This is a genomic window from Nocardioides sp. NPDC006303, from assembly GCF_040613175.1.
Lineage (GTDB): Bacteria > Actinomycetota > Actinomycetes > Propionibacteriales > Nocardioidaceae > Nocardioides.
In genome coordinates this window covers 57,887-80,907 of record NZ_JBEXRR010000029.1, presented here as the reverse complement: position 1 = coordinate 80,907, position 23,021 = coordinate 57,887, and the positions used below count along the sequence as shown (strand labels likewise).

General features: G+C 69.9%; 20 protein-coding genes. 2 read left to right on the top strand and 18 right to left on the bottom strand.

Annotated features, from left to right (window positions below):
• Window positions 1-141 precede the first annotated feature (141 nt).
• The 11 genes from ABZY89_RS20630 to ABZY89_RS20580 all read right to left on the bottom strand — a co-directional run bounded on the left by ABZY89_RS20630 (window position 142) and on the right by ABZY89_RS20580 (window position 14,003).
• Complete coding sequence (locus ABZY89_RS20630) at window positions 142-498, bottom strand: hypothetical protein (RefSeq protein ID WP_355230187.1); 357 nt, start codon at window positions 496-498, stop codon at window positions 142-144.
• Between the two features lie 23 nt (window positions 499-521).
• The gene (locus ABZY89_RS20625; protein WP_355230185.1) at window positions 522-1,202 is read right to left on the bottom strand and encodes a hypothetical protein; all 681 of its coding nucleotides are present in this window, start codon (window positions 1,200-1,202) and stop codon (window positions 522-524) included.
• A 142-nt stretch (window positions 1,203-1,344) separates the two neighbouring features.
• Complete coding sequence (locus ABZY89_RS20620; protein WP_355230183.1) at window positions 1,345-2,553, bottom strand: VCBS repeat-containing protein; 1,209 nt, start codon at window positions 2,551-2,553, stop codon at window positions 1,345-1,347.
• Window positions 2,554-2,869: 316 nt separating this feature from the next.
• On the bottom strand, window positions 2,870-3,910 hold the full coding sequence (locus ABZY89_RS20615) for an FUSC family protein (protein WP_355230181.1): 1,041 nt from the start codon (window positions 3,908-3,910) through the stop codon (window positions 2,870-2,872).
• Window positions 3,911-3,960: 50 nt separating this feature from the next.
• Window positions 3,961-4,581: a maleylpyruvate isomerase family mycothiol-dependent enzyme gene (locus ABZY89_RS20610; protein ID WP_355230180.1), complete on the bottom strand. Its 621-nt coding sequence runs from the start codon at window positions 4,579-4,581 to the stop codon at window positions 3,961-3,963.
• 20 nt (window positions 4,582-4,601) lie between these two features.
• The gene (locus tag ABZY89_RS20605; RefSeq protein WP_355230178.1) at window positions 4,602-7,769 is read right to left on the bottom strand and encodes a glycosyltransferase; all 3,168 of its coding nucleotides are present in this window, start codon (window positions 7,767-7,769) and stop codon (window positions 4,602-4,604) included.
• A 106-nt stretch (window positions 7,770-7,875) separates the two neighbouring features.
• Window positions 7,876-8,328: a thioesterase family protein gene (locus tag ABZY89_RS20600; RefSeq protein ID WP_350834662.1), complete on the bottom strand. Its 453-nt coding sequence runs from the start codon at window positions 8,326-8,328 to the stop codon at window positions 7,876-7,878.
• A gap of 24 nt (window positions 8,329-8,352) precedes the next feature.
• Complete coding sequence (locus ABZY89_RS20595) at window positions 8,353-10,419, bottom strand: acyltransferase family protein (protein WP_355230176.1); 2,067 nt, start codon at window positions 10,417-10,419, stop codon at window positions 8,353-8,355.
• Entirely contained in the window at window positions 10,416-12,161 is a 1,746-nt protein-coding gene (locus tag ABZY89_RS20590) for a glycosyltransferase family 2 protein (protein WP_355230175.1), read from the bottom strand. Before ABZY89_RS20590 ends, ABZY89_RS20595 begins: the two co-directional genes overlap by 4 nt.
• Complete coding sequence (locus ABZY89_RS20585) at window positions 12,158-13,246, bottom strand: glycosyltransferase (RefSeq protein WP_355230173.1); 1,089 nt, start codon at window positions 13,244-13,246, stop codon at window positions 12,158-12,160. Before ABZY89_RS20585 ends, ABZY89_RS20590 begins: the two co-directional genes overlap by 4 nt.
• A gap of 226 nt (window positions 13,247-13,472) precedes the next feature.
• Window positions 13,473-14,003: a hypothetical protein gene (locus ABZY89_RS20580; RefSeq protein WP_355230171.1), complete on the bottom strand. Its 531-nt coding sequence runs from the start codon at window positions 14,001-14,003 to the stop codon at window positions 13,473-13,475.
• A 136-nt stretch (window positions 14,004-14,139) separates the two neighbouring features.
• On the opposite strand from ABZY89_RS20580, the gene ABZY89_RS20575 reads away from it, so the two are divergent.
• Complete coding sequence (locus ABZY89_RS20575; protein WP_355230169.1) at window positions 14,140-14,826, top strand: hypothetical protein; 687 nt, start codon at window positions 14,140-14,142, stop codon at window positions 14,824-14,826.
• Window positions 14,827-14,857: 31 nt separating this feature from the next.
• On the opposite strand, the gene ABZY89_RS20570 is transcribed toward ABZY89_RS20575, so the two are convergent.
• From ABZY89_RS20570 to ABZY89_RS20560, 3 genes are all read right to left on the bottom strand, one after another.
• Entirely contained in the window at window positions 14,858-15,337 is a 480-nt protein-coding gene (locus tag ABZY89_RS20570) for a hypothetical protein (protein ID WP_355230168.1), read from the bottom strand.
• 81 nt (window positions 15,338-15,418) lie between these two features.
• Complete coding sequence (locus tag ABZY89_RS20565; protein ID WP_355230166.1) at window positions 15,419-16,375, bottom strand: ATP-binding protein; 957 nt, start codon at window positions 16,373-16,375, stop codon at window positions 15,419-15,421.
• 32 nt (window positions 16,376-16,407) lie between these two features.
• Window positions 16,408-16,986, bottom strand: a complete 579-nt coding sequence (locus ABZY89_RS20560; RefSeq protein ID WP_355230164.1) for a CGNR zinc finger domain-containing protein — start codon at window positions 16,984-16,986, stop codon at window positions 16,408-16,410.
• Between the two features lie 26 nt (window positions 16,987-17,012).
• Here ABZY89_RS20560 and ABZY89_RS20555 point away from each other — a divergent pair, with 26 nt between their 5' ends.
• Window positions 17,013-17,207 carry a hypothetical protein gene (locus ABZY89_RS20555; RefSeq protein ID WP_355230162.1) on the top strand — a complete coding sequence of 65 codons (195 nt, stop codon included), beginning with the start codon at window positions 17,013-17,015 and terminating at the stop codon, window positions 17,205-17,207.
• A 59-nt stretch (window positions 17,208-17,266) separates the two neighbouring features.
• On the opposite strand, the gene ABZY89_RS20550 is transcribed toward ABZY89_RS20555, so the two are convergent.
• The 4 genes from ABZY89_RS20550 to smc form a co-directional block, all read right to left on the bottom strand.
• A complete protein-coding gene (locus tag ABZY89_RS20550; RefSeq protein ID WP_355230161.1) occupies window positions 17,267-18,019 on the bottom strand; it encodes an AraC family transcriptional regulator in 753 nt (250 codons plus the stop codon).
• Window positions 18,020-18,059: 40 nt separating this feature from the next.
• On the bottom strand, window positions 18,060-18,356 hold the full coding sequence (locus ABZY89_RS20545; RefSeq protein ID WP_355230159.1) for an antibiotic biosynthesis monooxygenase: 297 nt from the start codon (window positions 18,354-18,356) through the stop codon (window positions 18,060-18,062).
• 78 nt (window positions 18,357-18,434) lie between these two features.
• A complete protein-coding gene (locus ABZY89_RS20540) occupies window positions 18,435-19,211 on the bottom strand; it encodes a hypothetical protein (RefSeq protein WP_355230157.1) in 777 nt (258 codons plus the stop codon).
• 148 nt (window positions 19,212-19,359) lie between these two features.
• Entirely contained in the window at window positions 19,360-22,899 is a 3,540-nt protein-coding gene (smc, locus tag ABZY89_RS20535; RefSeq protein WP_355230156.1) for a chromosome segregation protein SMC, read from the bottom strand.
• Window positions 22,900-23,021: the final 122 nt, after the last annotated feature.

Genomic DNA, 23,021 nt, shown 5'->3' with positions numbered 1-23,021 from the left:
ACTGCACGCCTTGGAGCGAAGCGAAGCGAGCGAGGCGTGCGGTTGCGCCGACTCGGCGCGAAATCCTCTACCTCAGCGCCCCGACGCCCGAACCGTCATCCCGGACAGCCGAAGCGTCACTTAAAACGGCCGAGTTGACACTCAGCCGGCAGGTGCGTCCGCGGCACCGTGCTTGGCACAAACCTTCAGGACGCGATCGGGGTAGACCGCGGCGTCTTCCGGCTCGAGGTAGGTCGTGCGGTACTCGTTGGCGATCGCTCTGATCTCGGTGTTCTCGGCCCAATCGCTCATCAGGAGGAAATGGGCGTTCCAGATCCCGTCCTCGTCTTCCTCTTGTGGGGGCAGGTTCTCGGTGTGGGTGCAGAGCACCTGGTCTCTTTCGGAGAGCGGATCGGCCTTCACCGCCGGGCTCTCGGATCCGGCCCCCGTCTCCTTCTCGGACGCGGCGCCACACGCGCCGAAGGCGCAGGACAAGGCGAGGACGACGATCAGCTTCACGATTCGCATTGCCACTTCCCCGCTCACGAAACCTTCATGGTCGCCATGACCTGGCTGATGTACTTCTCGACGTCTTCGGCCGAGATCATGTAGTGGAAGGTCCAGGTCACGTGGATGAAGTACTTCTTGTGGTACCCACCGAAGTGATGCTGGCGCTCGATTCCGTCGGCGTTGGCGTAGTCGACGTAGTGGTAGAGCTCTAGGTTGCCGACCTTCAGATTCGGTAGTCGGAACCCGGTCGTCGGATCATGGAGCCGCTGTGGAACCTGCTTGTCCAGCCAGGCCGTCATGTTTGAGACGTCCTCGGTTGGTCCTCCGAACAACGGCTCGTCCTTCATGGCGACGACCTCGAGGATTCCGGTCCAGTCGGTCACGGCGCTCTCGCCCCAAGGCGGCAAGGTGATGAAGCGCTGGTCGGCGCCCACGATGCCATCTTCGCCGTCGATGTGGGCCAGCTGCTCGTCCTCTTTCCACTTGCGCGGGACCATGATGCTGACGCCAGGTCCCTTGCTGCGGAAGGTCTGCCAGCCGGGGTAGGAGCGTGACGGCTCCAGCACCTCAGGCTTGCCTGCAACGTACGCCGACGGCAACGGAGGGTTCGCCGAGGCGCCCCCTGATGTAGATGCAGACGGACTAGGCTCTGAAGATGTGGCTTCCGCCGGCAGCACGAGCGCGACGATGAGGATAGCGACGAGCACCGCCACGCCGCGCCTCAGCCGATTGCCAAGAACACTCACAGTTGAACTCCGTTCGACTGACGCCCGAGACCAGCGCCCTTAACAATCGACTGGACGCTATCACCAGCAAAGCACCACCAAATAGCGCCCAGGAGGCCCATTCGCGGGGTCACTGCCGCGGGTTCATTCGGGTAGGCACGACCTCGTAATTGGACTCCTTCATCGAGAGTTGAAGAATCTTCTTCGGTGGCGCGAGAGCGCCGTCGGGCTGTGCTGCGTGCAGCATGACCGAGGCCCGATCCGGGCCTGTGATCGAGATCAGGTCCGTGCGGCCGTCGCCATTGACGTCGGTGACACCGGCGAGCATGCCGGGACTCCCTTTGCCGCCCTTGGCCGGCCGCGTGCTGGCCTTCGTCCGGCTCCACTTGCCGCCCTTGGCCGACCACACATCAGCCTTGCCTGCGTCATCGAGGCCAACCAACTCCTCGACACCATCTCCGTTGGTGTCTGCCGGGATGGCTTCGCACGCGATCTCGGCGTCGTCAGGCGAGCTGCCTCCGCGCTCTTTGTCGGCGAACTTCTGGACCGGTCCGCGCCGGAACGCCTTGCCGTTGGAGTAGGCCGCGACCTGCCCGCACATGGCGCCCAGCCCGCCGGCCATGAACTCGCGCGTCGTGTAGTCCACGAAGAGTGTCACGTCGTCCTTGGCGTCGCCGTTCAGGTCAGCGACGACGAGGTGCTTGTCGAAGACGGTGTTGCTGGGCTCGCCCTTGGGGGTCTGCATGTCGAGCCATACCTCTGGTTTGCTGAGCTTCCCTGGAGCCACCTGGCGGTAGACGGTGAACCTCACCCGCATGGACTCCACCTCGTGGAGCTCGGGACGATCAAGCTCGGCGAGGTTGTAGATGTCCTCCTCGAGTCCGAGATCAGGACGGCCGTCGCCGTCGAAGTCGCCGCAATGGACACCGTTGACGACCAGGCCCTGTACCTTGCGCTGGCGCTTGACCGACGCGATTGGATTCCCCTCCGCGTCGAGGGCGCTGTAGGTGTCGACCGTCTTGCCCTTGAGAGCCCGAGTCTCCTCGATGGCGTTGGGAAGGTTGTCGTCGTCGAAGTCGCATAGCACTTCTGGATACGACGTCGGCACCGAGCTGGTCGCCATCTTGAAGGCCGTGCCGTCAGAGGTGAAGTCCATCAGGCTGGCTGCTTCGACTACCGCGTCCCCGTAGCCATCCGCGTTGATATCACCGACCACCGGCGGCTTGGCCGCCGGACTAGGAGAAGCCCCCGCTGAGCTAGAGGCGCTCGAGCCGTCGGCCCCCTTTTCGACGGGCTCCTCATCCGCGCCGCAGGCCGACACCGATGCCACCAGCAGCACACCTGCTCCGGCAAGAGCAACGAAGCCCCGCCAGCCGCGATAAACAGAACTCATCAGACCCCCGAGAAACTCACCACTGACAAAAAGGCGCCACCAGTCGCTATGACGCTCTGGAGCCTACCTTCACGATTCCGTCGTCAACCTCCCTTTTCGCGAACGTCGAGGCATCGCTTCCGTCAGCCGATGCGTCGCTTAGGTCGGAGAGTTGGCACCGTCGCGGCGCTTCGGACGACGTACGCGACCCCTCAGCAAGCACGCGTGACGTTTCGCCCGCCATATGTGACGTCTCGGCCGACGTACGTGACGTTTCGGCGGGTCAGCGGCGGCGGAACTCGCGGAGGGCGAGGGCGGCGGCGAGGCCTACGACGACGCCGAGGAGGGTCTCGGCGAGGCGGGACCAGAGCAGCGCGTCGACGGGCTGCGGGTGGCCGAGCTGGACCATCAGCAGCGAGAGCGGGGTGATGGCGACGAGGGCGAGACCGTAGTGACGCCCGATGAGCAGCTCGGTGACCCCTTGGAGCGCGGCGACTACCACCGCGACGACGAGGGCGGGGAGCGAGATCGAGAGCAGCACCGCTGCCAGGACCAGGCCGACCAGGGTGCCGACCACGCGCTGCAGCCCGCGGGTCGTCTGCGCCAGCAGCCCGGTGACGCCGAACGGCACCGCCGCGGCCACCATCGCCCAATAGGTGTGGCTGAGCCCGAGCGCGGTGGAGATCGTGCCGGCGACCACGACTGCGACGACGACCGCGGTCGCGTGGTCGAGGCGTACCTCACCACGACTGGCCTCGACCGAGGCTCCGCTTCCGGCCAGCCGCTCCTCGAGCAGACCGAGGAGCACGGCGACCAGGGCCGCGGCGGCCGCCACGCCGACCGCCACCGCGACCCCCGACAGGGTCACCGGAAGCGCGGCACACGTCGCCACCGCGAACACCGGGAACATCGGCCCCGGGGGCCGCAGCACGAACCGGTCCGAGAGCATCGACCCCGCCGCGGCCCATACCGCGGCGACGGGGATGACGAGCCAGGCCCGGTGCGGGGAGGTCGCGACGAGCGCGCCGCACAGGACCGCGGCACACATCAGCGCACCGGCCGCAGCCTGAGTCCGCCAGCGTCCTCGCAGCGGCTGGCGGCCGCCGTAGATCGAGGCGAAGGTGCCGAAGCAGGCGTACGCGGCCAGCTCGATGTGTCCGATCCCGGCCAGCGCCACCAACCCGACGAGCAGCGTCACGCTCGCGCGCCAGGCGGGCGAATGGCTTCCTGGCGCCGGGGAGACCCGGACGGACTCCTGCATCAACCGCTCGAGCCGGCTCCGGTCGCTGCCCAAACCGTCTCCCCCATACCGTGGTGCCGTCATCGCATCAGCCACCTTACGGCCCCATGGACGAACCAGATGGTTCGGTGTGCTCAGCCCAGCCGGCGCCGCAACTCAGGGACGCCGTCTCCCTTCAGATCCTCGAGCACCTCGCCCCGTCCGGCCATCGCCATGACGAGATCGAGCAGGCGCCCGTGGACCTCGGGGCCGTCGCCGGCCACGAACTCGGCGTCGACCGCTCGGAGGCGAAGTCCGTCGACCAGCGACTTGCTGTTGACCGCGAAGTCCTTCGTGGCGAAGAACCTGGCAACAGCCGAGAGCCCCTCGGAGTCGGGGTCGTGCCGGATGCCGAGGGGCCGCCGGATGTCCTCGCCGTGCACGATCATCTCCCCCAGCCCGCCGACGCTCTCCGTCCGCGGCAGCCGGATGGGGCCGATCCCGGCGTACATCTCGAGCGTCTCCTCCGGCGAGGACCCGCGGAACTCCTCGAGCCGTCTGCGGTTGTGTACGTCCGGATCGAACCGCGCCCCGATCATGCTGCGCAGCCAGGCCGGGAACGAGAGTCGCGAGGCCGCGCCGAGGTGCGACACGACCTCCTCCGCGTCCCACTTCCCGCAGAGGGTGGCCGAGCGCCACTGCTCGGGCGAGAGCGACCTCAGGTCATCGACCAGTGCGTCCCGTTCGCGCAGCTGGATCACCGACAGCTTCGTCATGCGGACACTCTGACAGGTCGCTAAGGGCGGTCGCGTTTGGCGCGCTCCTCGAGCGCGATGTCGAGGAGGGAGCGGGCGCGGGCGTCGAAGCCGTGGTCGCGGTGGATGCGGGCGGCCTCGGCGCGGATGTGCTCGTCGGTGCCGAAGACGACCGAGGGGTCGGGCATCGAGGACCATTTCACCAGGTCCTCGGGGGTCTCGTAGACCTGCACGGTGTCACCGAAGACGTCGCGGAGGCCGACGACGTCGTCGGAGATGACCCGGGCTCCGGAGGCGACGGCGTCGAAGAGCCGGTTGGAGATGAAGCCGTAGTCGCGCATGTCGGCCCAGTGGTCGTTGAGCACGACCCCGGCGGCCCGGTACTCGGCGCCGAGCCGGGTGTTGGACATGTGCTGGGCCTTGACGTAGTGGCGCGGGATGTAGGGCTCCCAACCATGGCCGTAGACCGAGAGCGGCAGCCCTGCCGAGACCGCGTCGTGGATGATCGGGCGCTCCACGTCGCGCGAGGTGCCGACGAAGAGCACCGCGTGACCGGAGTCGGGCAGCGCCCGGTCGGGGTTGAACAGCTCGGGGTCGGTCGCCTGCAGCAGCGGGTCGATGCGGATCCCCCACCGTGCCGACATCCGCTCGGCCCAGATCGGCCCGGCCGCCAGCAGCCGGTCGAACGAGGCCGCCTCGGCGCGGGTGACCGCGTCGGGGTGGGAGATCACCCAGCCGATGTTGATCCGGCCGTCGGGCGCCGGGAAGTAGCGCGAGAGGCCCCGCAGGGTGACCACGACGTCGTCGTCGAGCGCGCTCGGCCGCTCCCACTCGTAGTGGTGGTCGACGACCGCGGATTGGCCGAGCCTACGCAGCGAGCGGGCCAGCGCACGGGCGAAGTGGGTGTCCCCCCACCGCTCCCCCTCCGGCGCCCCAGGCGCGGAGATCTTGATCGACCAGCGCAGCTGCGGGACGCCCTCGACGACCGAGGCGCGCGGCATCGGGGCGAGGATCGGGCGGGTGGCGGCGTACGTCTTCGCAGGACCGGTCGGGTTCCCGGCTGCCGCCCGGCCGACGACCTGGTAGCCGCAGGCCGCCCAGGCGGCCACGTCGTCGCGAGGCTCGGTGCGCCCGACCCAGCGGTCGAGGTAGATCAGCCGGTTGCGCGGAGCGCGGGCGAAACGGCCCTTCGACTTCGACTCGTGGTGGACGACCTCGGCGGAGGTCACGACCCGGAACGAGCCCGGACGCAGCGCGGCGAGCCGGTGGCACAGGTCGACGTCCTCCATGCCGTTGGTGAAGATCGGGTCGAACCCCTCACACGCAACGACGTCGCGGTAGCGCATCACCAGCGCCGCGCCGGTGAGCGCCGAGAACGGGTGGCCGTCGAGACCGGCGGCGTCCTCGGGCGGGTACTCGGCGAGCATGTTGTAGGGCAGCCCGCCGTAGGGCGGGAAGACGACCCCGGCCGACTGCACCGACCCGCTCGGGTAGAGCAGCAGCGGCTGGACCGCGAGCACCTCGGGGTCCTCGAGGGCCGAGACCAGCGGCTCCAGCCAGCCGGCCAGCGCCGTGGTGTCGTTGTTGAGGAAGACCACGGTCTCCCCGGTGACGTACGGGATGGCGAGGTTGTTGCCGAGCGCGAAGTTGTGGTTGACGGTGCTGTGCACCACCTTCACCTCGGGGAACCGCAGCGGCAGCGAGTCGAGCACCGCCGAGACGCGGGCCGAGGAGCCGTTGTCCCAGACCACGATCTCGAGCCGCTTCTCCCCTGCGCCGTGCTCCATCACGGCCTCGACCGCGCCCACGGTCAGCAGCGAGTCGTCGTAGGTGGGGATGACCACCGAGACCACGTCCGGGTCCGGGGTGCGCGAGCCGAGCGCGGCCCAGTCGATGAAGGTCCGGTTGCGTACGACGTCCTCCCACGACTCCAAGTCGTTGGGGTCGAGCGGGAGCCGGTCCTGGCGCGGACGGCGCGGGTTGATGCCCTGGCGCCGCTCGACGCCGACCTCCGGCACGACCTCGACAGTGGCCTTCGACGTCAGCCGCAGCGCGAGGTCATAGGCCCAGCCGAAGCCGATGTCGTCACGGGGCCCGCCGACCTCCGCCAGCAGCGGCGCCGAGATCAGCAGTCGCGAGAGCAGGGTCCGCATCAACGGACCGGGCACGTCGGGTCCCGGCGAGGCCGGAGGTACGTCGATGGCGAACCGCTGCTCCGCCTGCCACGGGCGCTCCAGCACGTCGGCGACCAGCGGCTTCCCGGCCGCCTCGGCCACCGAGACCAGCCGCGCGAGACGGCCGGGCTTCCACACATCGCCCCCGGAGACGTACGCGACGAAGTCGCCGCTCACCTGCGAGAACGCCGCGACCACGCCGGGCTCACCGCGGTCCGGATCCCCGGGCACCACCCGGGCGCCGGGGACGACCTCGGGGATGACCTCGGCGACCGACGGGGTCAGGCCGCGGTCGATGACGATGACCTCGGTGCTCACCCCGGTCTGGGCGGCGACACTGTCCAGCGTCGCGCGAGCGAGCTCGTCGGAGGCGCCCAGGTCGACGATGACGGAGACCGTGCCGACCGGCTCACGACCGGCGGGGGCGGCCGAGGCGGCCGGGGCGCGGTCGATGTCCGGCCGCCAGGTCTGCGGGACGCCCTGCCGGGCCTGCCACTCCGCGCGCCGGTCGCGGATCCAGTCGCGCAGGTCGGGGAACCGGCCGTCGACCTGCTCCATCCAGTCGTTGGCGCGGCGTCCGTTGCGAGCGCCCCGGTCGACGTAGTGACCGATCGCGCCGCCGTAGAAGTTCTCGGTCTTGCGCCGCTCGGTGTAGCCGTCGGTGTCGAAGAGTGGGTGCGTCGGCTGCAGCCACAGCTCGGCGCGCAGCCAGTAGAGGAACGGGTCCTGATCGCCCATCTGCTTGCGCAGCCGCGGGGTCAGCCGGGCGACGAAGAACTCCGGGTCGAAGAGCGGGCTGGGCTGCGCCAGCGGCTTGGCCGGGTCCTGCTCGAGATAGTGCCGGGCGGCCCGTTTGCGGTCGAGGCGCTGCCCGACCTGCTCGGCGTACCACTCGTGGTCGAACAGCGGGCAGTCGACGAGCAGACGTACGTCGTCTGCCCGGCTGTAGAGGGGCGAGTCGTTGTAGACCTTGCGAGCAAGGTCTCGCCCCCTGCGCAGTCCGCCACGTGCGATGCGCTTCAACTCTTCGTCCACAGAGGTCCCCCAAGACGCTCTAGATCGTGCTACGGCGGTGGATCAGCCTGTCACAGTGCCGGACAACGGTGAATGGCGCCACGCAAGATTTAGCGAGGCGTCACGGTCAGTTCTGCCGCCACAGCGGCAGGACCGCCTCCCGGATCTCGTCGGGCATCGGCGTCACCGGACGTGACGGGTCGGTGTTGTCGACGTAGACATGCACGAACCGGCCCTCGGCGGCGGCCTCCTCGCCCGGCCCCTGGAAGAGCCCGATCCGGTAGATGACCGACGAGCTCCCGACCTTGTCGACGACCAGCCCGGCCTCGACCGGCTCGGGGAACCCGATCTCGCGCAGGTAGCGGCACGAGGTCTCCGCCACGATCCCGATCTTCGGCAGCTTCCGCACGTTCACGCCGGTCGTCTCGAACAGGTAGGCGTTGACGGCGGTGTCGAAGTACTCGTAGTAGGTCGCGTTGTTGAGGTGACCGTACGCGTCGTCGTCGCGCCAGCGGGTGGTGATGGTGCGCCAGTGCACGTAGTCGGCGCGGGTCGGGGCCTTGCGGTCAGGAGTGCTCATCGCCGCCCAATGATAGGCAGAGCCTCAGGAGAGCGTGTCTTCGACGGACCTGACCAAGTAGGGCGCCAGGGTCTTGGAGAACGTCGCGGTGATGTGGGTCTGGTCGCGGTAGGCCAGCACGTGGCCGATCACCAGCGGACACCGGCCGGCCGTGCAGTAGGCGTCCGAGAGGTCGACCAGCGAGGCCCCGGCGCCTGCGCGACGGACGGCTTCGGGGAGCGGGTCGGAGGTGGCGTACGCCTCCTCGCGGGTCATCTCGCAACGCGTCGCCTCCGCCAGCGACTCAGCGCCGTCGAGACACGTCATCGCCTCGGAGGTCAGCATCGGGTTGTCCGCGAGCGCGACGACCTTGGTACCCCGCTTCATCACCGGCCGCCAGGCCTCGACGAGATCATCGACGACCGGGTCGGGCTCACCGGCGGCCAGGGACGGGCTGCGCCGCTGGGTGACCAGCACGACGTCGTACTTCTCCGCGCCGGTCAACCGGGCGAGCAGCGCCTTCCGATAGGCACGGCGCTCGTCGCCGGCATCGGGCGCGACCAGGCCGCCGCCGTTGGCGACCATGACGTCGACCGACCATCCCCCGCCCTTCGCGACCCGGGACAGCCCGGGGATGAGCGAGGCCGCGTGGGAGTCGCCGACCAAGGCGACCCGGAGCGCTCCGGGCTCGGTCGAGCCGAGGTGGCAGACCCGGGGGCGGGCGTCGGCGGCGAAGGTCCGACGCTCGGTGAGATAGCAGTCGTACGCGGTGCCGGTGTCGTCCTTGCGGGCGATCGGCGCGGGCAGCAGCACGCCGTCGAGCTCCGGGTTCTCACACGAGTCCAGGAGAGCCGACGCACCGAAGCACTCGACGTCGCCCGACGCCAGTGCGTTCGCCTGCTCCTGGCCCTGCTCGACCAGGTTGCGGCCATGCACGATCCCTGGCACGGCGACGGCGGCGACCAGCGCCATCCCGAGGGCGGCGAAGAGGTAGGCGCGCGCGGACGTCCCGAGCAGCGGCCCGGTGCGGAACGGCGTCTCCACGAACCGGTAGGAGAGCGCCGAGAACCCGATCGTGAGCATCAGGATCAGCGGCTCGCGCAACCAGCTGCCGAGCACCGGCCCGGTCGTGGGGACCAGGACGACCAGCGGCCAGTGCCACAGGTAGAGCGAGTAGGAGACCGTCCCGATCCACTGCACGACCGGGTTGCCGACGATCGCGGCACCGGATCGGTGTGGGGCGCCCGCCCAGATGACCAGCGCGGTGCCGGCGACCGGCAGGAGCGCCACCCAGCCCGGGAACGGCAGCGACTCACGGAAGAGGATCAGAGCACCGAGCAGGCCGGCCCAACCGAGGACCGCGGCCGGCGCCGCCCACCGCGCCGGCGCCCGGCTCAGCGAGACTGGCAGCACGGCCAGGAGGCCGCCGACGGCGAACTCCCACGCACGGGTGTGGGTCACGAAGTAGGCGGCGGCGCCGTCGGTCGCGGTGATGACGACCGACGCCGCGAAGCTGGCCACGAGGACGGCCGCGATGACCGCCCGGATCGCGCGGATCCGCCGCTCGGGACGGCGCCGGGTGAGGAACGCGGCCGCGACGATGAGCAGCGGCCACAGGATGTAGAACTGCTCCTCCACCGAGAGCGACCAGTAGTGCTGCGCTGGCGAGGGCGGGTCCTCGGCGGCGAGATAGTCGACCGCGGCCCAGGACAGCTGCCAGTTCTCCACGTAGAACGCGGCTGCGACCGTCTCCCGCAGGAACTGCTGCCACAGCGCCTCCGGCACCAGGACGTACGTCGCCCCCGCACTGGCCACGAGCACCAGCAGCGCCGCGGGGAGCAGCCGCCGGATCCGGCGCGCCCAGAAGGCGCCCAGCCGCACCCCGCCGGGCTTGGCGGCCTCCCGCACCAGGTGGGAGGTGATCAGGAAGCCCGAGATGACGAAGAAGACGTCGACCCCGGCGTACCCACCGCGGATCGCCCCCGGCCAGAGGTGGAAGAGGACGACGCCGAGCACCGCGGCCGTACGCAGCGCCTGGATCTCGAGCCGCTTGTCCCGCACCGGCTGCCCGGCCTGCCCGTCCTTGGCAGGCGCTACGGCGACAGCGGTCACCGGCGCACCCTGCGGACGATCCGGCCCGCCACGCGGCGGGCCTTGCGGACGCCCCGTTCGCCGAAGGTCAGCGGGATCTCGATCCCATGGCGCGGGCGGCCGTCGAGCTCGACGATCTGAGCACGCTCGCCGATCCGCTCGCCGATGACGTCCTCATGGATGACGACCGGCCCGTCGAACTCGCCCAGCGCGTCGCGGCCCTCGAACCGCATCCGCCAGCGACCGCCCGAGAGCGCGGTGGTCGGCAGTGCCACCTCGAGCTGTCCGGAGGCGAGCTCGCCGGCGGCGTAGTCCAGCGCTCGGCGCCGGCGGTCGTGGAGGAACACCACGCGGAGCCGCTCGGCGCCCACCATCGTGTGGGCCAGTCGCAGGTGGGCGCGCCCGTCGACGAGCGAGAGCGAGGTGGCGGTCACCGGGTCGGTCGCACCCGAGACGACCCGGCGCAGCAGCTCGGGGCCCTCGTCGAGGGCTGCCATGATCCGGCCGAGCCGCCAGACCGGCGCCTCACCGGCCCGGCCTGCCTCGCCTGCCGTGACCGCCTCGGCGACCGCTGTGAACAGGTCACGGTGCTTGAGCACCAGGTCGGCGAGGTCGTCGCCGACGAGCGTCTCGTCACCCAGCGAGATCGTCGCGACGGCGTTGACCAGCGGCCGCTGGAGCGTACGCAGCGGCACCACGCCGCTGTCGGCGACCAGCTGCAGCGTCTCCAGGATGTCGGCGACCGGCCGGTCGCCCCAGCGGACGTCCTCGCCGATCAGCCGGGCGGCGGTGGCCCACTGGCCCGACTCGACCAGGCGCCAGCCCCACCGCTTGTCCCGCTCCAGGTCGTCGACGACACCGTCGTCGAAGAGCCCGACCAGCTCGGCGACCAGCACCCGCGCCGGCTCCAGCGCGACCGGGTCGATCACCGCCATCCCCCGCAGCGCGCGGACGATCGCCATCCAGCCGTCGGCGTCGAAGATCAGCGAGGCGTACTCCGCCCGCACCTCCGGGTCGCCGAGCGCGACGATCCGGCGGGCGCAGCGCAGCTCCTGCTCGAGATAGCTGATGATCCCCGCCGGCGAGTGGGACTTCGCCGTCATCGATCCCGGCCCGGGCCGGTCGCGGTAGACGTAGACGGTCTCGGTCACGATGTCGAAGCGGGCCGTGGTCAGCGCGTGCACCATCGGCTCGATGTCGTTGGACCGCGAGGCGTCCGGGAACGAGATCTGGGCCGTGTCCCAGAAGTCGCGCCGGAAGACCCGGTTCCAGCAAGCCCGGTTGCGCAGGGCCGACGGCGCGTCGGCCAGCCTCACCAGGGTGCGCTCCTCGTCGAACGCCGGCCACGCCCGCACCGGCCACCAGACCCGGTCGCTGAAGAGCTTGAAGAACCGGCCGACGACCATGTCCGAGCCGGTCTCCCGCGTCTTGCGCAGCATCGCGGCGTACGCCCCGCGGGGCACCAGGTCGTCGCCGTCCGCGAACGCGAGGAAGCGGCCGCGCGCCAGCGAGACACCGTGGTTGCGCGCCTGTCCCCCGCCCTTCCCGGGCGAGCGGACCACCGTCAGGCGCGGGTCGCGGGCGGCGTACGCCTCGGCGATCTCGAACGTCTCGTCGGTCGAGGCGTCGTCGACGACGATGACCTCCAGGTCCACCGGGTCGACAGGCGTCGACTGGTCGTCGAGGATCGAGGAGAGCAGGTCGCCGACCCACAATCCGACATCGTGCGTCGGGACGACGACGGAGAGCTCAGGTGTGGTCATCGGGCTGCACCCTCCAGATCTCCGGCCAGCTCGTCGAGCAGCCGCAGGTAGTCGCGCGACATGTCGTAGGGCGTGTACGCACGGGTGAACTCATGAGCGGCCCGATGCCGCGACTCCTGCCCGTCGAGGGCCTCCAGGATCGCCGCGGCCAGAGCTACCGGCTCATCAGGCTCCGGCGCGTACGTCACCACCCACGGCTGATCGGCGAACTGCCGCGCGACCGGGGTGTCCTCGGGGATGAGAGCGGTACGGCCGAAGGTGCCGGCGGCCAGCAGCGAGCCGGAGTTGAGGATGCGCCGGTAGGGCAGCGCCACGACGTCGCTGGCCCGCATCCAGTCGGAGAAGTCGGCGGTCTCGACGAACCCGAGCCGCTTGACGATGTTGGGCGCCGAGAGCATCTCCTCGACCGTCTCCACGTCGGAGGCGGGCACCACCTTGCCGGCCACGACGAAGGTCAGGTCGGGCACCTGCTCGGCAGCGATCTCCACCGCCCGGCAGAGCACGTCGAGGCCCTTGTACGCCCGGATCTGACCGATGAAGCCGACCGTCGGCACGCCCTGCGGGACCCCGATGCGCTCGCGCGAGGCGGCGTCGTCACCGCCGTCGGGGTAGACGCCGAGGTAGGACGAGTGCGGCAGGTCGACGACCTTGTCCGGCGGGAGCGCGTAGTAGGCCGCGGTCTCCTCGACGGTTGCCGGGTTGAGCTGGATGATCCGGGTCGCGTAGCTCGCCAGCGCCTTGGCGACCGCGAGCTCGACATCGACGTAGTCGGCCTCGTGGGCGATCGAGTTGTGCACCGTCCACAGCACGTCGGCGCCACGGTCGCGCAGGCCGCTCAGCACGTCCTCGAACCGGGCCGCGTTGGCCCACGCGTCCTCGAGGCTCTCGCAGCCGGCGGTCACCGGCGAGGTCCAGTGGACGTGGAGCACGTCTCCCCGTCCCATGTGCTCCGCGCGCGCCTCGAGCTGGTGGAGCCCCTGCACTCCCTCGACCACGTCCCAGCCCGCCGCCCGCGGTGCCACGGTGAGCATCGTGAGGTAGGGGTTGCTCCGGTAGTAGGGGAACGACAGCAGGGTCGAAGGCATGTGGGGGGTCCTCAAAGTACTTAACCGTGACGATCCCCCGAACGCCGAGACCACGTCTCGCCGGTGCCCCGGTTGGCCGGTGACCGCAGGATTCTAGGCAGGCAAAAGAACCCACCTTGACCACTCAGACGGCTTCCCCGAATGCCTTCATCACGGATTCACCGATGGTTCATCGAACCCACCCCTCCTGGTGGCCCTCGAGCGGACGTCCGTCCTTGGCTACACGTCAGTAGCCAAAGCCGCCTCCGTTGTCATCCGGCGTGGCCGATTCCGACGGGGCCGAGGACCCGTCGGTCCGCGCCGCCGCCCACACGAACTGGGTGCCCTGGAAATCATCCGTGAAGCCGTCACCCTGGAGCTCGCCGGCGCCCTCCTCGGCGAAGGTGTATAGCGGCAGGCCGTCGTACGTCAGCTGTGACGATCCGTCGGGACGCTCAACCATCCCGAACTTGCCGTCGAGCGTGGAGTTCGCCGCGTCGACGTCAGCGTCGGACGCGACGATCGGCTCCCAGAATTCCGCGCAGGTGTCGACGCAGTGGATCTGTCCATCCTTCTCGACCTCTGCGGTGTAGAGCGTGTGCCCCTCGGCATCGGTGAGCACGTCGGTGTCGTCGACCTCGGCCACAGAGACGAGCGCTGATCCGCCGCCGGCGTCCGATCCATCCGCACCGTCGTCGCTGCCGCAACCCGCGGCGAAGAGTGCTGTGGCAGCAGCCGCAAGTACGGCCCTAGCCAGGGAGAAAGTAGAAGGTCTCATACCTGGTATACGGGCCAACCCGCACCGCGGTTCATCGAAACCAGGAGACCGTACGGTGCGCTGGTAGCACCCGACCCTGAGAGCCGGGGGTTGATCGCAGCCGCGCGTCGGCGCATGCTCGGAGTAGGAGGTTGCGATGAAGCCCTCACGCATTCCCGACGGCATCCCGGTCCTGTCAGCTGGCCGGCATCGAACGCCACGACGCGGCGCATGCTTCATGGAGCTCGCCTCGGTGCTCGCCGGTGAGCGGTGGAGCGATCATCCGTCCTGCACTCATCCCTTGCTCGCCCATCTAGCAAGGCTGGTGAACGATCACACCAGCGACAACGGACGCCAGCAGCTGGCACCACTCATCCCCTCGGTCGTGGGCCGACGCGGAAACGACCGGACGTGGCTCGCGGTCGCGGTTGCAGTAGCGGCGCAGGCCATCTCCGACGTCCCGGAAGCGAAGCAGCGCCCGCTGGCAGCCGGCCTGCTTCAAGCTGAGCGCTTGTGCGCGGATGCCGAGCCCGATCTGGCGGCCACCCGGCGGGAGACCCAGCTCGCGCTCGCGATGGTTCCTGGCGCTGTTGCCTGGGTCGATCGTCTTGGGATCCGAAGCCGGATCGACGCAAAGACCTTCGCCAGGCGTTGCGCGCCGACGATGGTCCAGTGCGCCGTCGATGGGGTCGTGGCGAGCGCCAGCCCCGATCATGACGGACGGCTGGGCGCTCTGCTCGAGGTCGGCATCGCGGCTTGTCCCGCGCCAGACTCGGAGATCGCCGCACCTGCATTCACAGGTACCCAGAGCCTGGCTATCGCCTCCCCGCGCCCAGTGGAGTAGACAGACAGGTGGCGATCGGGCCCGTGAACGCTCATCCGGAAGAAGAGCCCGGAGCGTTCTCGAAGGAGGACTTGAGGGCGTCGACCGTGATGGTGCGCTCCTTGATCGCGAATCGCCGCCAGAGAGGTTTGCCCAGACGCCAGATGCCGTAGGACACCAACTTGCCGCGATGGCGGACCAACGTCTCGCCTGGGCCAGAGGACTGCAGCTGGAAGCTCGGCCAACCTTCGAACTGGAGCTTGCCCGACTTCGACGTCTGCCACCAGTGGTAGACGATCGTCTGCGGTGCCTCCATCTCAGCGATCTCGCCAGGCTGTGAACCCTGGCTCGTCTCCTCGACGTACGTCGTACCGACCGTCGGCTCTCCGGGAGAGGTTTGCCGGACGTGCTTGAGCATGCTTCCGGTGTTGGCCATCCACTCGTTGTAGCCCTCGATGTCGACGATCCGCGCGAACACCTCGTCGATGGGTGCCTGGACCCTGCGCTGGATCTCAAACTCGATGGGCTTCACACGACCAGCATCGGCGACCCAACGGGGCACCGCAAGACTGCCAGCGACAGGACAGGCTGTCCTTTGGTCCCAAAGGCCTGATCAACCGTCACCCAGCGCGTCTCTCGCCTTCGCCCACTCGTCGTACGGCACCGGGTCGGCGTCGTTCTCCGCCTGGCCGACGATGCTCTCGGTGAACCAGGTCCGCAGCGACACCATCTCCGGCGTGGAGCGCAGGGTGAGCAGCTGGTGGGTCTCGCTGAGCTCGTCGGCCAGGTTGTCCGCGGCCAGCAGCTCACGCAGCATCGGGGCCATCTCACGAGGGAGCGTCATATCGATGTCGACATACTCCAGGCCCGCAGCGGCTGCATCCAGGGCCGTACGCCGGCCCATGTGACGCGCGAAAGCCGGTCGAGTCACCAGCCGCTCGATGAGCTCGCCGAGCTCGCGCGGCGGGGTGGGGCCGTCCTCGGAGTCGATGAGCTGGAGCTCACGGACCAGATCGTCGAGGCGCTGGTCGATCTGGAGCCCCAGCTGCACCGGGCAGGCGGGAAGCCGCACGGTCACCCAGTCCGCGGGAAGGGCGACCGGCTCCGGCATCGCCTGCTCGCCGTACTCCACCATCGGAGGCCGTACGTCGTGCTCGACGCCGTCGCCGGCGAGCTCGGCCCAGATGCGTCGTCCGTCGACACGTTCCTCGATCCCCCATGACTCCGCCAGGACCGACACGATGACCAACCCGCGCCCGGTGGTGCCCTGGCTCTCGACCGGAAACGGGGCCACGGCAGGGAGCGGGACCAGCGCGCCATCGTCCTCGACGCTGAGCCGTACGCCCGGCTCGAGGTCACGCAGACGGACCTGCATGTAGGGGCTGCCGCTGTGCAGGGCAGAGTTCGCGGCCATCTCGGTGACGCACAAGGCGGCATCGTCGACGAGATGCCCGCGGCCCCACTCCACGAGCCCGTCGGTGACGAACCTGCGCGCACCAGGCACGCTCGCGGTCTCCGCCGCAAGGCGCACCCGCAGCTCGGGACGGCCTCCGTCGGACACGGACTTCATGGGGTCAGTGTGCCTCGCGCCGGCCCCAGCCGTCAGCGACTCGACCTGACAGCTCTGATCAGTTGGGGGGGGGTCAGCGAGCGCCGGGCGCGGTGCCGGCGGACCGCGGCGCGATTGGCGCAGCGGACCGAGCAGTAGCGCTGCCGTCCGTTGAGGGTGACGTCCACGACCACCGCAGAGCACGGGTCGCCCTCGGCCTCACCGGCAGCACACCGGCTCAGGCGATGGATGCCTCGAGTGGTCAGGTGGAGCGCCGTGCCCACGCTGATCACCGCTCGCAGCACGTCGGGAAGCGAGTCGTTGGCGTCGTCGCGGTAGTGGATGTGCCACCCCTCCCGCCCGTGGTCGGTCAGCCTCGGGTACGCGGTCGCCTGCGCCATCAGCTCGTTGAGCAACCGCGCCCTCTCCCCCGGCTCCGACGCATCGACGACGCGTAGCCACTCATCGATCACGTGCCGAGTGCGACCGTGGTCGTCTGCAGACTCAGCGAAGTCCATGGTCATCCCGAACTCCCGGGTCCGGGCCTCGATCCCGGCCCGGTCCTCGGGCCAGTCGTCGGCCAGCGAAGCGGCCATGAGCACGGCGTACTCACCGTAAGGGTTGAGATGCATAAGACCATTACAGCAGAGTGGCGACCATGACCGACAGCGCAACAGAGGAGTCCCGGCGTGCGGACGCCACCCACGAACACGGCTGGCTCACCGAGTCCAGCCACCAGACCTCGGAGGGGCGAGTCGTCTACGTGCGCTGCGCGGTGTGCGGCGTACGTCGCGTCGACCTCCTGCCTCATCCGCACCTGCCGCCGCGGGCGCTGAGCCGCGAGCACGGGTGAGCGGAGGAGCGTCACTCCGCCCGCGACCAGGTCGTGATGCCCGCGCGCAGTCCGACCGGTCAGGGACGGAAGGTCGCGCGGTACTGCGTCGGGGTGTGCCCGGTCAGGTCACGGAAGCCGGCGTTGAACGCTGACAGGGAGGTGTACCCGATGCTGTGCGCGATGGTCGCGACGGAGTCCTCACCGGCAGCGAGTCTTTCGATCGCACGCACCACCCGCATCCGGCGCAACACCGCAGTCCAGGTCATCCCGCACTCGCTCTCGAACCGGCGGGCCAGCGACCGCGGCGCCAGCCCCACGTCGCGGGCGATTTCCTCGAACCGGACGTCCTCGGCCAGCCGGTCGTTGGTCACCGCCAACGCCCGACGCAGCTCCGGTGACCGGCCGGCGGGCACCGTGACGGGGCTGGGGTCCTGCGCCAGCCGCCACGCCACCGCAGCCAGCGCGCCGAACATGATGCGTGCGTACGATGACAGCGGCTCGTCAGCGTCGGGCCAATCGACGCATTCCGACACCAGGGCCCGGCCCAAGGGGCTGAGGTCGAACACGGTCAGTGGCGCGGGCGGCGGCGGCACGAAGCCGACGTCGAACAGCACGGAAGACGTCTTCACCGATTGCGGGATGGCGACCAAGATCGGCTCGTCCGCAGCTATGAGCGCGGCCCGTGCAGGAGGCAGCACCCACGAGCTGCCATGCGCCTCCAGCCGCAAGGCGCCCTGGGAGGCGCAGAGCAGATAGTGCCGGTCGACGCGAAGCTCGGCTGCCGGTGCTGCCGCGAAGTCCCGCGCGAATGCGTACGCCTCGTGTGTCAAGAACGGCCTCGCACACGCTCACCCTAGACCACGCTGCGGGTCAGACGGTCTCGAGAAGAGTGGCCCGGAACCGGCGACTCACGGGAGGCGCGGAGAGCAGCGGCTGGAGCACCGTGCCCGAGCGATCGAACACATCAGTGGCGAGGTAGTCGGCGAAGGACCGCTCGTCGTCCCATTCGTGGATGACGACCACGCCCTCCTCGTCGCGAGCGGCATACACCCTGAACTCGAGGTTGCCCGGCATGGCACGGATCTCCTCGCGCACGTCGTCGAGATGGGCAAGGACCACGGGCCGGTCGATGGGTGCGGTGCGCAGGTCGAGTACGGCGATGAACATTGAAATCTCCTGACAGTCGAGCCGGCGTCGGTGCCGGTCCTCGCAATCCTTCACCGCCGGACAGAGGTCCGGCTCGCGTCAGTCAGACACGTTCAGGCTCTCAGCGGACAGCCTCGACACACCTTTGGTCGACTTCCGAGACGTGACGCGCGTCGTCGCCGGCCACATGACCATGGCGGCAAGGACGAGGAGCGCGCCAGCGGGAGCTTCGGACCAGGGGGCTGTGTCGTGGGAGACATAGCCCGCAGCGATCGGACCAACGATGAAGTATGTCGGCAGCACAGTCGTCGCGGCGATCAGCAGCGCTGTCACCACCGTGCTCACGGACCGTGCGGTGGCCGGCCGGTCTTCGGAAGCCCCGGGCCAACCAGTCGGGCTATACCCAACCGCTGCGATCGCGGCAGCGATGATCAGCGCGGTGGGCCACAGGATGTCAACGACAATGAGCGCCGTCAGGTAGAAGTCCGGAACGGTGACCGGCCTGCCCGCGATCCCAGATGCCAAGGCCAGCACGCCGATGCCGGCGAGTCCGGCGGCCGGGATGACGGCGAGCGGCCACAGGACGAGGCGACGAAAGGTGGGCATCAGCAGAAACGGCAGTGCGAACGCAGCGACGGCCAGCAGCAGGACCGAGAGCCCGTAGAGCTCAGCCGCATGCCCGATCGGATGCCACGGGCTGGCCGGCCACTGGTAGTCGTAGAGGTGGTCCTGCCGCTTGAGGCAGGCAGGTTCGTCGAAACCACCACGCGGGCACACCCCAGACCAGCGTTGCCACGCCGCGAGGTAGGCAAGAACCCCTGACCCGGCGAGTGCGGCTGAGGTGAGCGCGCGTGCGCCGCGGTGTCCCGGCTTCATGCGTTCACGGAAGCATGCCGTTCAGCCGTTGGAGGTCGGTGCAGCCGTGCCTCCTCGATGTTGAGGACGGCCGCAATCGCCGCTGGTCGGCCCTTCAGGATCAGGCGTCGTACTCGCTCGCCGCCCGCGGCTCGACGAGCGGGAACACTCAGGCAGGTTGGGCGTCGCGGAGGCGCTGCGAGATGACGGTGGTGACACCGTCGCCGCGCATGGTGACGCCGTAGAGGGCGTCACCGACCTCCATGGTGCGCTTCTGGTGGGTGATGACGAGCAGCTGTGAGGACTCGCGCAGCTCCTCGTAGATCTCCAGGAGCCGGCCGAGGTTGGTGTCGTCGAGCGCGGCCTCGACCTCGTCGAGGATGTAGAAGGGCGAGGGGCGCGCCTTGAAGAGCGAGACCAGGAAGGCGACGGCCACCAGGGACCGCTCGCCGCCGGAGAGCAGCGAGAGCCGCTTGACCTTCTTGCCCGGCGGCCGCGCCTCGACCTCGATGCCGGTGGTGAGCATGTTGTCCGGGTCGGTGAGCACGAGCCTGCCCTCACCACCCGGGAAGAGCCGCGCGAAGACGTGGTCGAAGGCGACGCGTACGTCCTCCCAGGCCTCGGTGAAGACCTGCTCGACGCGGTTGTCGACCTCCTTGACGATGTCGAGGAGGTCCTTGCGGGTCTGCTTGAGGTCCTCGAGCTGCTCGGTGAGGAACTTGTGGCGCTCCTCCATGGCCGCGAACTCCTCGAGGGCGAGGGGGTTGACCTTGCCCAGTGCGCGCAGGTTCTTCTCGGCGATCTTGAGCCGCTTGGCCTGCTCGGCGCGGACGTACGGGATCGGCTCGCGCTCGTTGCCGTCCTCGTCGGGGTGCTGCGGGACCAGCTGGTCGGGGCCGTAGTCCTTCACGATCGCCTCGGCATCGAGACCGAGCTCCTCGAGGATCCGCTCCTCGAGCTGCTCGATCCGCATCCGCTGCTGGGCGCGGGCCATCTCGTCGCGGTGGACGGAGTTGACCAGCTCCTCGAGCTCCTTGCCGAGGTTGCGCAGCAGCGAGCGGCACTCGCGCAGCGCCTGCTCCCGCCCCGCGCGCGACTCCTCGATCTCGGTGCGGGCCCGGGCGGCCTGCTGCACCGAGACCTCCAGACGATCCAGCGCGTACGCCACCGCGGTTCCGACCGCTCGCGCGGCCTCGCCCTCGCGGCGCATCTGCTCCCGACGCGCGGCCGCCTTGGCGCGCTGCTCGCGCTCCTGACGGGCCGCCCGGAGCAGCCCTTCGGCACGGCCGGCCAGCGCGCGGGCCCGCTCCTCGGAGGTGCGCAGCGCCAACCGCGCGTCCATCTCGCGCTGTCGTGCGTCGCGGGCGGCCTGGGCCAGCCCGTCGCGGGCGCTGAGGTCGGGCTCGTCCTCGGGGTCCTCCTCGGCCATCGCGAGGCGCTCCTCGAGCTCGGCGAGCCCGGCGACGGCGTTCTCGCGCGCCTCCTGCGCCTGCTCGACGGCGGCCAGCAGCCGCTCGGCCTCACCGCGAGCCGCACGCGATTGCGCCCCGAACTGGCCGAGCTCCTCGGCCACCGCGGCCAGCGTCGCGTCGGACTCGTGCAGCTTCGCCAGTGCGACGTCGACCCGCTTCTGCGCGGCCAGCCGCTCGGCCTCGAGCCGCGAGGTCTCGAAGGTGGCCCGCTCGGAGACCGCATGGGCCTCGGCGAGCTGGGCGGTGGCCTCGTCGACAGCGGCCTGCACCTCGATCAGGCTGGGTACGCTGGAGGAGCCGCCGGAGGCGAAGTGGGCGCCGATCAGGTCGCCCTCGCGGGTCACCGCTGTGATCTCGGGGTCAGCCGCCGCAAGCGCACGGGCCGTGGCGAGGTCCTCGACCACCGCGACCTTGTCGAGCAGCCGCGCCACCGCGGGCCGCAGCACCGGCTGGCACTCGACCACATCCAGCGCGTACTCGGCGCCGGACGGCAGTGCCGGCCAGCCGCCGGTCTCCTCGGGCGAGCCGCCCAGGAGCAGCCCGGCCCGGCCGAGGTCCTCGGTCTTGAGGTGCTCGATCGCGCCGACGGCACGCTCGGCGGACTCGACGACGACCGCGTCCGACGCGGTCCCGAGCGCCGCCGCGATCGCGGCCTCGTAGCCGGAGCGCACCGCCAGCAGCGAAGCGACCGATCCCAGCACCCCGGGAAGGTCGGAGCCGAGCAGCGCGCCGGCGCCGTCCTTGCGGTTCAGACCCATCTCCAGGGCGTCCTTGCGGGCGGCCAACGTCGAGCGGTCCCGGTCGGCCTGCTGCGCCTCGGCCTGCAGCTTGGCGAGTCGCTCCTCGATGTCCTCGAGCGCGGCGGCGGCGGCCTCGTGCTCGGCGTCGAGGCCCTCCTCCCCCGCGTCCAGCCCGGCGACCTTGGTCTCCAGGGCGGTGAAGTCTCGCTGGGCCCGCTCGGCACGCGCCAGCGCCTCTTCGCGAGCGGCGGTCAGGCGCCCTACCTCGTCATCGGCGGCAGCGGCCCGCGACTTGAGCGCGTTGACCTGACCGGTCAACCGGGCCAGCCCCTCGCGACGGTCGGCGGCGGCGCGCTCGAGCCCCTTGACCCGGCGCTCCTCCTCGGCCGCGGCGTCCTCCGCTTCCTTACGAGTCTCGACGGCCTCCTCGAGGGAGTAGCGAAGCTCCTCGACCTCGGCGTCGGCGGTCTCCTCCTGCTCATGCGCCACCTCGGCCTGGGCCTCGAGCTCCTCGGGATCGCGCCCCTGGCGCACCTCCAGGTCCTCGGAGCCGGCCGCGTTGCGCACCCGCTCGGAGGCCAGCGACTGGGTGCCGCGCAGCCGCTCGCGCAGCGAGTTCAGCGCGAACCAGGTCTCCTGCGCGGCGGCCAGCGCCGGCAGGTCCTCGCGCAGCGCCGCCTCGAGCACGGCCTCCTGCTCGCGTCCCTCCGCGATGGTCTCCTCGACCTCGGCCCGCCGGGCCAGCAGCGCACCCTCGTCGGCGAGCTCCTTGTCGAGCTCGGTCTTCGCGGTGACCAGGTCGTCGGCGTAGATGCGGGCCTTGGCGTCGCGTACGTCCATCTGCACCGTCTGCGCCTGCCGGGCGACCTCCGCCTGGCGGCCGAGCGGCTTGAGCTGGCGGCGGATCTCGACGAGCAGGTCCTGGAGCCGATCCAGGTTGACCTGCGTGGAGTCGAGCTTGCGCAGCGCCTTCTCCTTGCGCTTGCGGTGCTTGAGGACGCCGGCGGCCTCCTCGATGAAGCCGCGGCGGTCCTCCGGGGTCGCGCGCAGGATCGTGTCGAGCTGGCCCTGGCCGACGATGACGTGCATCTCGCGGCCGATACCGGAGTCCGACAGCAGGTCCTGGACGTCGAGCAGCCGGCACGGGCTGCCGTTGATGGCGTACTCCGAGCCGCCGTTGCGGAACATCGTGCGCGAGATCGTGACCTCGGCGTACTCGATCGGCAGCGCGCCGTCAGTGTTGTCGATGGTCAGCGAGACCTCGGCGCGGCCCAGCGGGGCACGCCCGGCCGTACCGGCGAAGATGACGTCCTCCATCTTGCCGCCGCGCAGGCTCTTGGCGCCCTGCTCACCCATGACCCAGGCGAGCGCGTCGACGACGTTGGACTTGCCCGAGCCGTTGGGGCCGACGATGCAGGTGATCCCCGGTTCGAGCTCGAGGGTCGTCGCGGAGGCGAACGACTTGAAACCCTTCAGCGTCAGACGCTTGAGGTACATCGGCTTCTCCCCCGGCTCAGGACCACGTGGTCGTACACAGTTCGCAACACATCAGCGTGGCTGAGGTGAGCCAGCAAATCTAATCGCCGCTGCTCAGGGGAACCCCAGCGGGTCGAGGATAA

What these genes read in the sequence shown, in the direction of transcription:
- smc (WP_355230156.1), bottom strand. Translation starts at nt 22,899, where the DNA reads ATGTACCTCAAGCGTCTGACGCTGAAGGGTTTCAAGTCGTTCGCCTCC.
- ABZY89_RS20575 (WP_355230169.1), top strand. Translation starts at nt 14,140, where the DNA reads ATGAAGCCCTCACGCATTCCCGACGGCATCCCGGTCCTGTCAGCTGGC.
- ABZY89_RS20560 (WP_355230164.1), bottom strand. Translation starts at nt 16,986, where the DNA reads ATGCATCTCAACCCTTACGGTGAGTACGCCGTGCTCATGGCCGCTTCG.
- ABZY89_RS20555 (WP_355230162.1), top strand. Translation starts at nt 17,013, where the DNA reads ATGACCGACAGCGCAACAGAGGAGTCCCGGCGTGCGGACGCCACCCAC.
- ABZY89_RS20600 (WP_350834662.1), bottom strand. Translation starts at nt 8,328, where the DNA reads ATGAGCACTCCTGACCGCAAGGCCCCGACCCGCGCCGACTACGTGCAC.
- ABZY89_RS20590 (WP_355230175.1), bottom strand. Translation starts at nt 12,161, where the DNA reads ATGACCACACCTGAGCTCTCCGTCGTCGTCCCGACGCACGATGTCGGA.
- ABZY89_RS20580 (WP_355230171.1), bottom strand. Translation starts at nt 14,003, where the DNA reads ATGAGACCTTCTACTTTCTCCCTGGCTAGGGCCGTACTTGCGGCTGCT.
- ABZY89_RS20540 (WP_355230157.1), bottom strand. Translation starts at nt 19,211, where the DNA reads ATGAAGCCGGGACACCGCGGCGCACGCGCGCTCACCTCAGCCGCACTC.
- ABZY89_RS20565 (WP_355230166.1), bottom strand. Translation starts at nt 16,375, where the DNA reads ATGAAGTCCGTGTCCGACGGAGGCCGTCCCGAGCTGCGGGTGCGCCTT.
- ABZY89_RS20610 (WP_355230180.1), bottom strand. Translation starts at nt 4,581, where the DNA reads ATGACGAAGCTGTCGGTGATCCAGCTGCGCGAACGGGACGCACTGGTC.
- ABZY89_RS20615 (WP_355230181.1), bottom strand. Translation starts at nt 3,910, where the DNA reads ATGACGGCACCACGGTATGGGGGAGACGGTTTGGGCAGCGACCGGAGC.
- ABZY89_RS20585 (WP_355230173.1), bottom strand. Translation starts at nt 13,246, where the DNA reads ATGCCTTCGACCCTGCTGTCGTTCCCCTACTACCGGAGCAACCCCTAC.
- ABZY89_RS20545 (WP_355230159.1), bottom strand. Translation starts at nt 18,356, where the DNA reads ATGTTCATCGCCGTACTCGACCTGCGCACCGCACCCATCGACCGGCCC.